We start from the raw sequence: 14,536 nt of genomic DNA, 5'->3' as shown, positions 1-14,536 counted from the left end.
ATGTCGAAATTTTTTATCGACCGTCCAATTTTCGCCTGGGTTATCGCCCTGGTGATCATGTTGGTCGGGGCTCTATCGATCCTCAAGTTGCCGATCAACCAGTACCCGGCCATTGCACCGCCGGCCATCGCGATTGCCGTGACCTACCCGGGCGCTTCGGCGCAGACCGTGCAGGACACCGTGGTCCAGGTGATCGAGCAGCAGCTCAACGGTATCGACAACCTGCGTTATATCGAGTCGTCGAGTAACTCCGACGGCAGCATGACCATCACCGCAACCTTCAACCAGGGCACCAGCCCCGATACCGCGCAGGTCCAGGTACAGAACAAACTGAACCTGGCCACCCCATTGCTGCCGCAAGAAGTGCAGCAACAGGGTATCCGCGTGACCAAGTCGGTTAAAAACTTCCTGATGGTGATCGGTGTCGTTTCGACCAACGGCAGCATGACCAAGGACGACCTGGCCAACTACATCGTTTCGAACATGCAGGACCCGATCTCGCGGACCGCCGGCGTCGGTGACTTCCAGGTGTTCGGTGCCCAGTATGCGATGCGTATCTGGCTCGATCCGGCCAAGCTGAACAACTTCAAGCTGACCCCGGTTGACGTGCAAACCGCCATCGCCGCGCAGAACGTCCAGGTCGCCTCCGGGCAACTGGGTGGCCTGCCGGCCATGCCCGGCCAGCAGTTGAACGCCACCATCATCGGCAAGACCCGCCTGCAGACCGCCGAACAGTTCAAGGCGATCCTGCTCAAGGTCAACCAGGACGGCTCGCAAGTACGTCTGGGTGATGTCGCCGATGTCGGCCTCGGTGGTGAAAACTACAGCATCAACGCCCAGTTCAACGGCAAGCCGGCGTCCGGTCTGGCCGTGAAACTCGCAGCCGGCGCCAACGCCCTGGACACCGCCAAGGCCTTGCGCAAGACCATTGCCACCCTGGAACCGTTCTTCCCGCCAGGCATGCAAGTGGTTTACCCGTACGACACCACCCCGGTGGTGACCGAGTCGATCAAGGGCGTGGTTGAAACCCTGGTCGAAGCGATCGTGCTGGTGTTCCTGGTGATGTTCCTGTTCCTGCAGAACTTCCGCGCCACCATCATCACCACCATGACCGTACCGGTGGTATTGCTGGGGACCTTCGGGATCCTCGCGGCAGCCGGTTTCAGCATCAACACCCTGACCATGTTCGGTATGGTTCTGGCCATCGGCTTGCTGGTGGACGATGCCATCGTCGTGGTGGAAAACGTCGAACGGGTGATGAGCGAGGAAGGGCTATCGCCCAAGGAAGCGACCAAGAAATCCATGGGGCAGATCCAGGGTGCACTGGTGGGTATCGCCCTCGTGCTCTCGGCGGTACTGCTGCCCATGGCGTTCTTCGCCGGTTCCACCGGGGTGATCTACAAGCAGTTCTCGATCACCATCGTCTCGGCCATGGCCCTGTCGGTGATGGTCGCCCTGATCTTCACCCCGGCGCTGTGCGCCACCATGCTCAAGCCGATTGCCAAGGGCGACCACGGCACCGAAAAACGCGGCTTCTTCGGCTGGTTCAACCGCAACTTCGACCGCAGCGTGCGCGGCTACGAACGCACCGTGGGCAGCATCCTGCGCCACAAGGCACCGTACCTGCTGGTCTACGTGATCATCTTTGCCGGCATGATCTGGTTGTTCATGCGCATTCCGACCTCGTTCCTGCCGGAAGAAGACCAGGGCGTACTGTTTGCCCAGGTGCAGACACCGTCCGGTTCCAGTGCCGAGCGGACCCAGGCGGTCCTCGACGAGATGCGTGAGTATCTGTTGACCAAGGAATCCGACACCGTGGCTTCGGTGTTTACCGTGAACGGCTTCAACTTCGCCGGTAACGGCCAGAGCTCGGGCCTGGGCTTCATCATGCTCAAGCCCTGGGGTGAGCGCACCAGCGAGAACAGCGTGTTCGGCCTCGCCGCCCGCGCCCAGCAACACTTCTTCTCGTTCCGCGATGCGATGGTGTTTGCCTTCGCCCCTCCGGCGGTACTGGAGTTGGGTAACGCCATCGGTTTCGACGTCTATCTGCAGGACCAGGCCGGTATCGGTCACGAGAAGCTGATGGCCGCGCGTAACCAGTTCCTCGGCATGGCCGCGCAGAGCAAGGTGCTCAGCCAGGTTCGTCCCAACGGTCTGAACGATGAGCCGCAGTACCAGTTGAGCATCGACGACGAACGCGCCAGTGCCCTGGGCGTGTCCATCGCGGACATCAACAACAGCTTGTCGATTGCCCTGGGCGGTAGCTACGTCAACGACTTCATCGACCGCGGTCGGGTGAAGAAAGTCTTCGTGCAAGGCCAGGCCAATTCGCGGATGAGCCCTGAAGACCTGAAGAAGTGGTACGTGCGTAACAGCACCGGGATCATGGTGCCGTTCTCCGCCTTCGCCAAGGGCGAGTGGGTCTACGGCTCGCCGAAGCTGTCGCGTTTCAACGGCGTCGCCGCCGTGGAAATCCTCGGTGCCCCGGCCCCCGGCTACAGTACCGGCCAGGCCCTGGCGGAAGTCGAAGCCATTGCCGCGAAACTGCCGGCTGGCGTCGGGATTTCCTGGACCGGCCTGTCGTACGAGGAGAAGCTGTCCGGCTCCCAGGCGCCGGCGTTGTTCGCCCTGTCGCTGCTGATGGTGTTCCTGTGTCTCGCCGCGTTGTATGAAAGCTGGTCGATCCCCATCGCCGTGGTCCTTGTGGTACCGCTGGGGATCATCGGTGCGCTGTTGGCAACGACCTTCCGCGGGCTGTCCAACGACGTGTACTTCCAGGTGGGCCTGTTGACGACCATCGGCCTGGCGGCGAAAAACGCCATCCTGATCGTCGAGTTCGCCAAGGAACTGCATGAACAGGGCCGTAGCCTGATCGACGCCGCCGTCGAGGCTTGTCGGATGCGTCTGCGTCCGATCATCATGACCTCCCTGGCGTTCATCCTCGGCGTGGTGCCGCTGGCGATTTCCACCGGTGCCGGTTCGGGTAGCCAGCACGCCATCGGTACGGGCGTGATTGGCGGTATGATCACCGCGACGATTCTGGCGATCTTCTGGGTTCCGTTGTTCTTCGTGTCGGTGTCGTCCATCGGCGGCGAGAAAAAGCACAAGAAGTCAGACACTACTGAAACTCCAAGCAACGAGGCTGGCCAATGAGCAAGTCCCTTCTCAGTGTAGCGGTCGCGGCCTTTGTGCTCAGCGGTTGCTCGTTGATCCCCGACTACCAGCGCCCCGAAGCGCCGGTAGCGGCGCAGTACCCGCAAGGACCGGCCTACTCGCCGGCCCAGGCGGCGAACGTCGCCGCCGCCGAACAGGGCTGGCGCCAGTTCTTCGCCGACCCGGCGCTGCAACAGCTGATCCAGGTGGCCCTGGAAAACAACCGCGACCTGCGGGTCGCGGCGCTGAACATCGACGCCTACCGCGCCCAATACCAGATCCAGCGCGCGGACCTGTTCCCGGCGGTCAGTGCCAATGGCAATGGCAGTCGGCAGCGGGTGCCGGCCGCCGTCTCGAGTACCGGCAAGGAAATGATTACCAGCCAGTACTCGGCGACCCTCGGCGTCAGTTCCTATGAACTGGACCTGTTCGGCCGCGTCCGTAGCTTGAGCGAGCAGGCACTGCAGACTTACTTCGCCAGCGAAGAAGCCCGCCGCACCACCCAGATCAGCCTGGTGGCCAGTGTGGCCAACGCCTACCTGACCTGGCAGGCCGACAAGGAACTGCTCAAGCTGACCCAGAACACCCTGTCGGCCTACGAGGAAAGCTTCAAGCTGACCTCACGCAGCAACGAAGTCGGCGTGGCTTCCGCCCTGGATGTGAGCCAGGCGCGGACGTCGGTGGAGGGTGCCCGCAGCAGCCTGGCGCAATTCACCCGCCAGGTGGCCCAGGACCAGAACAGCCTGACCCTGCTGCTCGGTAGCGGTATCCCGGCCAACTTGCCAGCGGCTCAACCGCTGTCGGCCAAGCTGCTCAGCGACATGCCCGCCGGCCTGCCGTCCGAGTTGCTGCAACGGCGTCCGGACATTCTCGGCGCCGAGCACCAGTTGCAGGCGGCCAACGCCAATATCGGCGCGGCCCGTGCGGCGTTCTTCCCGAGCATCAGCCTGACCGCCAATGCCGGGACCTTGAGCCCGGACATGGGTGGTCTGTTCAAGGGCGGTTCGGGAACCTGGTCGTTCGCACCGAGCATCAACATTCCGATCTTCAACGCCGGTAGCCTGAGAGCGAGCCTGGATTACTCGAAAATCCAGAAAGACATCAGCGTCGCCAACTACGAGAAAGCCATTCAGACCGGCTTCCAGGAAGTCTCCGATGGACTGGCGGCACGCCAGACCTTCAACCAGCAGCTGCAGGCCCAGCGTGACCTGGTCGCCGCCAACCAGGATTACTACCGCCTGGCCGAGCGTCGCTATCGCATTGGTGTCGACAGCAACCTGACCTTCCTCGATGCCCAGCGTTCGTTGTTCAGCGCCCAGCAGTCGCTGATCAGCGATCGCCTGTCGCAGCTCACCAGCGAGGTCAACCTGTACAAGGCCCTCGGCGGTGGCTGGTACGAAAACAGCGGCCAGGCCAAGCCGATCTCCGAGGAACCGCCGAAAGGCTGACCCTCACAAGCCCACCGCTTCCAGGTGGGCTTTTTTTTGCCTGGACAAAAGTGCTCGTCAGGGTTTGCACGAAAACTCGCCGCGCAGGCAGTTTCCGTACAGAGCCTAGTGCGAGTCGCCGTCCCACCACCAGTTCCAGAACCCGGGCAGGTGCACGGGCACGGAGCTGTCATGCACCGTGCGCGCCATGATCGCGCGCAACAAGGCCGAGCTGTCCGTATAGAAAGGCTGCTCGGCGGTCCGCACACCGGTGTCCCGTGCGCAGTCCATCAGGATCTGCAGGTATTCCTGCATATGCCGGGCGGTATAGCGATTGAGGTCGTGAAAGGTCACCACCACCGGAATCACCCCATCGACCACCGGCATTTCGCCACGAGCGATCTGCTCGCGGACTTCGGCCAGGTGCTTGAGCAGGTTGGCCCGCCGCTGCGGGCTGGCGGTGATGCCCCAGACCTTGCCATCGTTGGCACTCAGGTCCGTCAGCAATACGTGCAGGCCATGTTGCTGGTAGGCGGCGAAAGTACGCTTGTCGTAGTTCCAGAACGGCGGGCGCAGGATCGTCGGCGGTGCACCGGTGATCGCCGTAATGTCCGCAATGCCATTGTTGAGCGACTGTTCCAGTTCTTCCGGGCTCAAGGAACGGTGATTGGTGTGCGAGGGGGTCGCGGTATGAAAGCCGAGGATATGCCCTTCGGCATGCTCGCGACGCATCAGCGCACGACCGATATCACTGTTGCCGGCCCGGGTGGCACGGGTCTGGACGAAAAAAATCGCCTTGATCCCCGGCTGGATCGGGTTGTGCGCCAAGTCATCGAGCACCGACGCCGTCGGGTTCCAGAAACTCGAGGCATTGGGACCGTCATCGAAGGTCAGCAGAAAACGGATCGGCGGCTGCGAGCGCAGGGCCTGTTCGGTTTGTGGCGTCAGGGGCATCGGCGGACCGATGCAAGCGGCAAGGCTCGTAGCGATCACGAGCCCTGACAGCAATGCAGCAAACGACTTCATGGATGGGCGGGGTCCGGATCAGGGCAATGACAGAAGCGCCATCGCGCTCATCAGAGCACAACATCCGGGAAGGCGTTCAGGCGGTAGTGAAAGTTTCATCTAAAAGAGAAGGATTTCACTCGGAACGCTTCACACCCTGGCGGACAGGAAGTCCAGTACCCGCTGACTGAAGCCATCGCCGGCCTGCACGTTGGACAGATGCGCGGCTTGGAACTCGGCGTATTCGGCGCCCTCGACGTGCTGCTGGATAAAGATCCCGCCCGACGGCGGCGTCACCGCATCCTCGCTGCCGGAAATCACCAGCAACGGCCGTTGGATCTGCGCCAACTGATCGCGAAAATCCGCATCGCGCACGGCACAGCAGTTGGCCGCATACCCCTCGGGCGAGGTGGCGGCGAGCATCTCGGTGATCGGCTTGACCCGATCCGGGTGCGCTTCGGCGAACGCCGGGGTGAACCAGCGTGAAACCGCCCCGTCGCGCAGGGCCAGCATGGCCGCCTGGCCACCCGTCGAAACGGCTTCGATCCGTGGATTCCAGCCGGCCGCATCGCCGATCTTCGCCGCCGTGTTGCAGACAATCAAGCGCTGCAGGCGATGCCCGGCGTTGATGCCCAGCCACTGGCCGATCAGACCGCCCATGGACAGGCCGCAGAAGTGCGCACGTTCGATATTCAATGCGTCGAGCAACGCCAGGACGTCGTGCCCCAATTGCTCGATGCTGTAAGGCCCGGGCGTCACCAGCGAACGGCCATGGCCGCGGGTGTCGTAACGCAGTACCCGAAAGTGCTCGGCAAACACCGGCATCTGGGTGTCCCACATCCCCAGGTCAGTCCCCAGCGAGTTGGACAGCACCAATACCTGCGCATCGGGCGGGCCATCAAGCTGGTAATGCAGTTCACCCTCGGCAAGTCGTACGAAACCCACGTTCATCCCCTTCAAGTAAAAAACCGATGTATTTGCCCGCTGATTGCCCAGGTCATGCGCGCCCATGAAGGGCGCGCGAACCGATCAATGATCGTGGTGCAGGTAGGCCGCCTCTTTCGGCAGGCGCAGGCTGAACAGGAAGGCGACGGCCATCATCGCCGTCACATACCAGTAGAAGGCGTTTTCCATGCCCACCGACTTCAGGTTCAGGGCCACGTATTCCGCCGAGCCGCCGAAGATCGCATTCGCCACCGCGTAGGCCAGGCCCACACCCAGTGCGCGGACCTGGGCCGGGAACATCTCGGCTTTGACCAGGCCGCTGATGGAGGTATAGAAACTGACGATCGCCAGTGCCAGGGTGATCAGCACAAAGGCCAGGAACGGACTGGTCACGGTCTTCAGGGTCAGCAGGATCGGCACGGTGCACAAGGTCCCCAGCGCGCCGAACCAGAGCATGCAGTTACGCCGGCCGATACGGTCCGAGAGCATGCCAAAGAACGGCTGCATGCACATATAGAGGAAGAGTACGGCGGTCATGATGAAACTGGCGGTCTTGGCCGTCATGCCGGCGGTGTTCACCAGGTACTTCTGCATGTAGGTGGTGAAGGTGTAGAAAATCAGCGAACCGCCGGCGGTGTAGCCGAGCACGGTGATAAAGGCTGCCTTGTGATCGCGGAACAACGCCCGGATGCTGCCGGCGTCCTTGTCCTGGCGGGTTTCCTTGCTGGTGGTTTCCTTCAGGGAGCGACGCAGCAACAGCGAGATCAGCGCCGCGATGGCACCGATCACGAACGGAATCCTCCAGCCCCAGGCCTTGAGTTCCGGTTCGCTGAGGAACTGCTGCAGGATCACCAGGACCAGCACCGCCAGCAACTGGCCGCCGATCAGGGTCACGTACTGGAACGAAGCAAAGAAACCGCGCTGGCCGCGCAGGGCCACTTCACTCATATAGGTCGCGGTGGTGCCGTATTCACCGCCCACCGACAGTCCCTGGAACAGACGCGCCACCAGCAGCAGAAACGGCGCCCAGGCACCGATGGACGCGTAGGTCGGCAGGAACGCGATGACCAGGGAGCCGGCGCACATCATCAGCACCGAGATCATCATCGAATTCTTGCGGCCATGCTTGTCGGCCACGCGGCCGAACAGCCAGCCACCGATGGGTCGCATCAGGAAGCCGGCGGCGAACACACCGGCGGTATTGAGCAACTGCGCCGTGGGATCGCCAGAGGGAAAAAAAGCCGGGGCGAAGTAGATTGCACAGAAGGCATAGACATAGAAGTCGAACCACTCGACCAGGTTGCCGGAAGAAGCACCGACAATGGCAAAAATCCTCTTGTTACGTTCTTCGGGGGTGTACGGCATCGTTGTTGTTGTCATGTGTCATCACTCGAAGGAGGTAAGTTGCAGTTTAGACATACTTCGCAACAGACCTGTTTTACAAGAACAGTCGCCCGAATGACAGTACGTGGCCATCATCCGGGCGCCTGTTTTATTGCCCGTGAATCTCAGACCCGCTCAATCGCCAACGCCAGCCCCTGCCCGACGCCGACACACATCGTCGCCAGGCCCTTGCTGCCACCGGTCTTTTCCAACTGGTGGAGCGCTGTCAGCACCAGGCGTGCGCCGCTCATGCCCAGCGGATGACCGAGGGCAATGGCGCCGCCGTTCGGGTTGACCTGCGGCGCATCGTCAGCGATGCCCAGTTCACGCAGCACCGCCAGGCCCTGGCTGGCGAAGGCTTCGTTCAGTTCGATAACGTCGAAATCGCTGACGGCCAGCCCCAGGCGCTCGGTCAACTTGCGCACGGCCGGTACCGGGCCGATCCCCATGACCCGGGGCGCGACACCCGCGCTAGCCATGCCGAGCACCCGGGCACGGGCCGTCAGACCATGTTTCTTCACCGCCTCGGCGGACGCCAGGATCAGCGCGGCGGCGCCATCGTTGACGCCGGACGCATTGCCGGCGGTGACGGTCTTGTCCGGGCCATTGACCGGTTTGAGTTTGGCCAGGGCCTCGAGCGTGGTGTCGGCCCGAGGATGTTCATCGTGCTCGACCACCGTCTCGCCTTTTTTATGGGCGATACGCACCGCCACGATTTCTTCAGTGAAGAAACCGGCGGCCTGGGCGGCAGCCGTGCGTTGCTGGCTGCGCAAGGCAAAAGCGTCCTGGTCGGCGCGGGAGACCTGATAGTCGTCCGCCACGTTGTCGGCGGTCTGCGGCATCGCATCAACACCGTATTGAGCCTTCATCAGCGGGTTGATCAGACGCCAGCCGATGGTGGTGTCTTCCAGTTTCATGTTGCGGGAGAACGCCGCGTCGGCCTTGCCCATCACGAAGGGCGCACGGGACATGGACTCCACGCCACCGGCAATCGCCAATTCCATCTCGCCACTGGCGATGGCACGGAACGCGGTGCCGATCGCGTCCATCCCCGAGGCGCAGAGGCGATTGAGGGTCACCCCGGGTACCGTCTCCGGCAACCCCGCCAGCAACAGCGCCATGCGCGCGACGTTGCGGTTGTCCTCGCCGGCCTGGTTGGCGCAGCCGAGAAACACTTCATCAACCTCGGCCCAGTTCACCGACGGGTTACGCGTCATCAGCGCCTTGATCGGGATCGCCGCCAGGTCGTCAGCGCGCACACCGGCCAGGCCGCCACCAAAGCGACCGATGGGGGTACGAATGGCGTCACAGATAAAGACATCGCGCATCAGGCTTCTCCGGGGGTTTGGCCGTGGGCCGCGGCGGTACGAATTTCGAGGTCGCGCAGGGCGTTCAGTTCGATCTCGCTGGGGGCATCGCTGACCGCGACCTGATCGGCAAAGCGCACGGCCCAGCCGGTGGCGGCGATCACTTGCTCGCGCGTCACACCCGGATGCAGCGCGGTCACCACGAACTCGTGGCTGGGAGCTTGCGGTTCCATGATGCACAGGTCGGTGATGATCCCCACCGGACCGGCACCCGGCAGGCCCAGGCGTTTGCGCGAATCGCCGCCTTCGCCGTGGCCGACCGAGGTGATGAAGTCCAGCTTGTCGACGAAGGAACGTGCCGACTGCTTGAGGATGATCAGCACGCTTTTCGCCGAACCGGCGATTTCCGGAGCGCCACCGGCACCGGGCAAGCGGACCTTGGGCGAGAAATAGTCGCCGACCACCGTGGTGTTGATATTGCCGAAACGGTCGACCTGGGCCGCGCCGAGAAAACCGACATCAATGCGCCCGCCTTGCAGCCAGTAGCGGAAGATCTCACCGGTCGGCACCACGGTGTCGGCGGTTTCCGCCAGCTCGCCATCCCCGATGGACAACGGCAGCACACTGGGCTTGGCGCCAATCGGGCCCGACTCGTAGATCAGTACCACGTCCGGAGAAGAGGTCAGGCGCGCCAGGTTGGCAGCCTTGGAGGGCAGGCCGATGCCGACAAAGCAGACCGAACCGTTCTTCAGGCGGCGAGCGGCGGCCACCGTCATCATTTCATTGGTGGTGTAGGTCATGACTTAACCTCCGAAGCGTGGGCCAGTTTGCTCTGGAACTCGGCAAAGTTCGCGGTGCCATGGATGTACTCGTCGATCCACGCGGTAAAGGTTGCACGGTCGCGGGCGATCGGGTCCCAGGCCTGGTAGAAGCGGTTATCACGCTCGGTATAACCATGGGCGTAGGACGGGTGGGCACCACCGGGAACATGGCACACCGCGCTCAGGGCCCAGGTCGGCAGGACGCAGGCGTTCATCGGCGCCTGCAAGTCGTCGACGATTTCCTCGACGGTGACGATGCAACGTTTGGCCGCCAGGGCCGCTTCCTTCTGCACACCGAGAATGCCCCAGAGCAACACGTTGCCCTTGCGGTCGGCTTTCTGGGCATGGATCACGGTAACGTCCGGGCGTACCGAAGGTACGGCGGCCAGCACTTCACCGGTGAACGGACAGGTGACCGTCTTGATCAGCGGATTGACCTTCGGCAGGTCGGAGCCGGCGTAGGCCCGCAGGACCGCGAACGGCAAGCCGGAGGCGCCGGCCACATAGGCGTTGGCCAGGTCGGCATGGCTGTGCTCTTCGATTTCCAGCGGGTGCGGCCAGTGTTTTTCGACGGCATCGCGCAGGCGGTGCAGCGAACCCACGCCCGGATTGCCGCCCCAGGAGAAAATCAGCTTGCGGGCGCAGCCGGCGCCGATCAACTGGTCATAGACCAAGTCAGGCGTCATGCGCACCAGCGTCAGGTCTTTCTTGCCCTGACGAATGATTTCATGACCCGCCGCCGTCGGAATCAGATGAGTGAAGCCTTCGAGCGCGACGGTGTCACCGTCGTTGACGAACTGCTTCACCGCGTCATGCAGCGAAAGGATTTCAGCCATGGGTGCAGACTCCCGGTTTCAACACACCTGAGGGACAGCGCGAGGTTCAACGCCGTGATGAGCTCAGGGTAAGCCGGGGATCGGCGGCCAAACAATCCGATAATCGATTAACCGTTCGATAATCGAACGCATTGTTTGCAAGCTACCGTTTGATCCTTCAGACGCGTTGCCCGGGAAAGCGTAGCCGTCCGTACTCAGGAAAACAGCTGCGCACTCAGCTCGCGACTGGCCTTGAGCATGCTCGGCAGGAAACGCTGCTCCATCTCGCCGCAGCTGACACGCCCGGCACTGGCGCTGACATTCAGCGCCGCCAGTACTTGCCCGGAAGCGTCGTAGACCGGTACCGCAATCGAGCGCAAACCTTGCTCCAGTTCCTGGTCGACAATGCACCAGCCCTGCTGGCGAACCTGTTGCAGGCATTCGAGCAGCGCTTCGGGAGTATGCAGGGTGCGACTGGTCTTGGCATGCAGGTCGGCGTGTTCGAGGTACTCGTGCAAGGAGGCGTCGTCCAGCGCCGCCAACAGGATGCGCCCCATGGACGTGCAATAGGCCGGCAACCGGCCGCCCACCGAGAGGTCGACCGAGATCAGTCGCCGGGTGGTGGCGGAGCGGGCGATATAGAGGATGTCGTCCCCCTCCAGGGTCGCCATGTTGCAAGCCTCGTGCAACTGCTCGCTCATGCGGTCGAGATAGGGTTGCGCCGACACCGCCAGGGGCGTGGACGACAAGTACGCGTGTCCCAGGGTCAGCACCTTGGGCAACAGCGAATAGGTCCGCCCGTCGGTAGTGGCGTAGCCGAGCTTGATCAAGGTGTGCAAGCAACGTCGCACGGCCGCGCGGGGAATTTCCGTACGGTGGCTGATCTGCGCAATGGTCAGGTGCCGTTTGCGTTCCTGGAACGCCTGCACCACCGCCAGGCCACGGGCCAGCGAGGTCATGAAATCAGGGTCACCGGTAAACGCCTGGATGCGCTTGGCCGGCGAAGCCACGATGGGTGGCGCCACAGAGGTGAAGGCATCGCGCAGTTGGTCGTTCATCAAAATTCCTTGTCTGCCGTGGAGGCCCATTACAGGCGGGCTTGGGCGGATAGACAAGCCCGGCCTCTTCAACTTTGTGCGATTATCGAACCACTGGCCGATAATCGCAATTGACCCTGATCGTCGCAGCTTATACCTTGGACGCGCCGCTGCGGTTTTCCCGGGATACTGGTCAGGTACCCACCGGGAGGGCTGCGTCGGTCCGGCCTCACCCACGAAGTGAGGCCGTTTTTTTAACCCCCTGGCGGTCACGCGCGAGGCGTCGATCAATAAGTTGAACAACGGCGCGCCAACAGAATCGGGATTGTATTTTCAAGTATCGGGTTTATTGCACTGCAACTTGAATTGATAACCGTCGTCAAAAAACAGGCAGCGGTTACCTCGCCCTCAAGTTACAGTTAAAAACTCCTACATCACAAAACTCACCAACAAAGTTGACGAACTCCCTTATCTTCGCGATAGTGTCAGTCAAACCGACCGCTATAATACCCTGTACGACCTCAAGGCCGTCTGGCCCGACAGGGGTTCCGACTTTCAGCGCTCAAGCCCGAGATTGAACGTCTCGTCAGGGCGGTTGTGTTTAATGGAACACAAATAACTCAACTCAAATTAGGTAGTACTGTGACGAAAGACGAACTGCGCGCGGAACTTGAGCGCCAGGAACAACGTTACAAGGATGTTTACGGCGGGGCTGTCACCACCTACGCCGCGCAACCCGATCCAGAGCGTAAACCCTGGCGCAAACGAGCCAGTCTTCTGGACCAGGCGTTTACCCAGGAACTGCAAAAGATGGAAAAGGAACTCAAGGCCGAAGAGCCTTAGGCTTATCGGTATCGGGCCTCGCCCTTGGCTGCCAGGCCTTTCCTACCCGGACAATGCCTGGCCCGCCGGACGCCAAGACTTACGCCATCCGCGTGTCAACCGTCGGTCCTGACCACCCACTCAGGTCAAATGGCGTCAGGCAGGCCCTCACCTGAAAGTTTTCTGGCATAATCGCGCCCCCTTATGACCGGGTCAGAAAACCTTCATGATCGATTTATTCAGCGGACTGGATGCCTGGGTGATTGTAAGCCTGGTGCTCGCCCTGGCCTTTGTCCTCAGCTTCGAGTTCATCAACGGCTTTCATGACACCGCTAACGCGGTGGCCACTGTTATCTACACCAAGGCCATGCCACCTCACCTGGCGGTGTTCTTTTCCGGTGTATTCAACTTCCTCGGCGTGCTGCTGGGCGGGGTCGGCGTCGCCTACGCGATCGTCCACCTGCTGCCGGTCGAACTGCTGATCAACGTCAACACCGGACATGGCCTGGCCATGGTGTTTTCGCTGCTGACGGCGGCCATCGCCTGGAACCTGGGTACCTGGTACTTCGGTATCCCGGCCTCCAGCTCCCACACCCTGATCGGCTCGATCCTCGGTGTCGGCCTGGCCAATGCCCTGCTCAACGGCATCCCCGTGAGCGAAGGGGTGAACTGGCAGAAGGCCGTCGATATCGGCGCCTCGCTGGTCTTCTCGCCGATTGCCGGCTTGCTGGTGGCGGGCCTGATACTGGTCGGCCTGAAATGGTGGCGTCCGCAGTCCAAGATGCACAAGACCCCGGAACAACGACGCAAGATCGACGACAAGAAGCACCCGCCGTTCTGGAACCGCATGGTGCTGGTGATCTCCGCCATGGCGGTGAGCTTCGTGCACGGCTCCAATGATGGCCAGAAAGGCATCGGCCTGATCATGCTGGTGCTGATCGGTATCGTCCCGGCGCAGTTCGTCCTCGACCTGAGCACCACTACTTACCAGATCGAACGCACCCGCGACGCGACCCTGCACCTGAGCCAGTTCTATCAGCGCAACAACGCCACCCTGAGCGAATTCCTCGCCCTGGGCAAAAATGTTGCCGACGATATGCCGGGCAAGTTCCGCTGCAACCCGCAACGCACCGAAGCGAACATCAACGCCCTGATGAGCAACCTCACGGGCGTGACCGACTACCATTCGCTGTCGTCGGACAAGCGCATTGAAGTGCGTCGCGACCTGCTCTGCCTGGATGACACCGCCAAGCAGGTCGGCAAGTTGCCGGGCCTGGATTCCCGTGAAAAGGCCGACCTGGAAAAACTGCGCAAGGACCTGACCACCACCACCGAATACGCACCGTTCTGGGTGATCATGGCGGTAGCACTGGCCCTGGGCCTGGGCACCATGATCGGTTGGAAGCGCGTGGTCCTGACCATCGGCGAGAAGATCGGCAAGCAGGGCATGACCTATGCCCAGGGCATGTCGGCGCAAATCACCACCGCTGGCTTGATCGCCCTGGCGAACATCGTCGCCCTGCCCGTCTCGACCACCCACGTGTTGTCGTCGGGTGTGGCCGGGACCATGATTGCCAGCAAGAGCGGCCTGCAAGGCAGCACCATCAAGACCATCCTGCTGGCCTGGCTGCTGACGCTGCCAATGACCATCGGTTTGTCCGCTGGCCTGTTCTGGCTGGCGACGAAGGTGCTTGGCAGCTGACTCCGGGCGGCTAACGAAAAAAGGTGCGCTCCCGTCGGGACCGCACCTTTTTTATTGCGCGGTATAACTGGGACCCAAGGCCAATACCCACCCCGATACTGGCGCCTTCTACAAAAAAA

11 protein-coding genes are annotated in these 14,536 nt (G+C 62.0%); 4 read left to right on the top strand and 7 right to left on the bottom strand.

All coding sequences use genetic code 11. The features are described from left to right. Together CWE01_RS01335 and CWE01_RS01330 are read left to right on the top strand one after the other, a co-directional pair. On the top strand, positions 1 to 3,153 hold the full coding sequence (locus tag CWE01_RS01335; protein WP_100938719.1) for an efflux RND transporter permease subunit: 3,153 nt from the start codon (positions 1 to 3) through the stop codon (positions 3,151 to 3,153). Further along, on the top strand, positions 3,150 to 4,601 hold the full coding sequence (locus CWE01_RS01330; RefSeq protein ID WP_100938718.1) for an AdeC/AdeK/OprM family multidrug efflux complex outer membrane factor: 1,452 nt from the start codon (positions 3,150 to 3,152) through the stop codon (positions 4,599 to 4,601). Before CWE01_RS01335 ends, CWE01_RS01330 begins: the two co-directional genes overlap by 4 nt. Positions 4,602 to 4,706: 105 nt before the next feature. Here the strand turns inward: CWE01_RS01330 and CWE01_RS01325 are convergent, their stop codons facing one another. The 7 genes from CWE01_RS01325 to pcaR form a co-directional block, all read right to left on the bottom strand. Beyond that, entirely contained in the window at positions 4,707 to 5,606 is a 900-nt protein-coding gene (locus tag CWE01_RS01325) for a polysaccharide deacetylase family protein (RefSeq protein WP_100938717.1), read from the bottom strand. 129 nt (positions 5,607 to 5,735) lie between these two features. Then, on the bottom strand, positions 5,736 to 6,530 hold the full coding sequence (gene pcaD, locus CWE01_RS01320) for a 3-oxoadipate enol-lactonase (protein WP_100939200.1): 795 nt from the start codon (positions 6,528 to 6,530) through the stop codon (positions 5,736 to 5,738). A gap of 84 nt (positions 6,531 to 6,614) precedes the next feature. Beyond that, positions 6,615 to 7,910, bottom strand: a complete 1,296-nt coding sequence (locus CWE01_RS01315; RefSeq protein ID WP_100938716.1) for an MFS family transporter — start codon at positions 7,908 to 7,910, stop codon at positions 6,615 to 6,617. Between the two features lie 128 nt (positions 7,911 to 8,038). Continuing rightward, entirely contained in the window at positions 8,039 to 9,244 is a 1,206-nt protein-coding gene (pcaF, locus tag CWE01_RS01310; protein WP_177144172.1) for a 3-oxoadipyl-CoA thiolase, read from the bottom strand. Beyond that, the gene (locus tag CWE01_RS01305) at positions 9,241 to 10,020 is read right to left on the bottom strand and encodes a CoA-transferase subunit beta (RefSeq protein ID WP_100938714.1); all 780 of its coding nucleotides are present in this window, start codon (positions 10,018 to 10,020) and stop codon (positions 9,241 to 9,243) included. Before CWE01_RS01305 ends, pcaF begins: the two co-directional genes overlap by 4 nt. Continuing rightward, positions 10,017 to 10,877, bottom strand: a complete 861-nt coding sequence (locus CWE01_RS01300) for a CoA transferase subunit A (RefSeq protein ID WP_100938713.1) — start codon at positions 10,875 to 10,877, stop codon at positions 10,017 to 10,019. The genes CWE01_RS01305 and CWE01_RS01300 overlap by 4 nt, the downstream gene beginning before the upstream one ends. Before the next feature lie 194 nt (positions 10,878 to 11,071). Then, a complete protein-coding gene (gene pcaR, locus CWE01_RS01295; RefSeq protein WP_100938712.1) occupies positions 11,072 to 11,914 on the bottom strand; it encodes a pca regulon transcriptional regulator PcaR in 843 nt (280 codons plus the stop codon). 621 nt (positions 11,915 to 12,535) lie between these two features. On the opposite strand from pcaR, the gene CWE01_RS01290 reads away from it, so the two are divergent. Both CWE01_RS01290 and CWE01_RS01285 read left to right on the top strand, forming a co-directional pair. Then, on the top strand, positions 12,536 to 12,736 hold the full coding sequence (locus CWE01_RS01290; RefSeq protein WP_040064907.1) for a hypothetical protein: 201 nt from the start codon (positions 12,536 to 12,538) through the stop codon (positions 12,734 to 12,736). Between the two features lie 205 nt (positions 12,737 to 12,941). After that, positions 12,942 to 14,417, top strand: a complete 1,476-nt coding sequence (locus CWE01_RS01285) for an inorganic phosphate transporter (RefSeq protein WP_100938711.1) — start codon at positions 12,942 to 12,944, stop codon at positions 14,415 to 14,417. Positions 14,418 to 14,536: the final 119 nt, after the last annotated feature.

The sequence above is a fragment of the Pseudomonas sp. QS1027 genome (genome assembly GCF_002814235.1).
Taxonomy (GTDB): domain Bacteria; phylum Pseudomonadota; class Gammaproteobacteria; order Pseudomonadales; family Pseudomonadaceae; genus Aquipseudomonas.
This window is presented reverse-complemented; position numbering and strand designations above follow the sequence as displayed.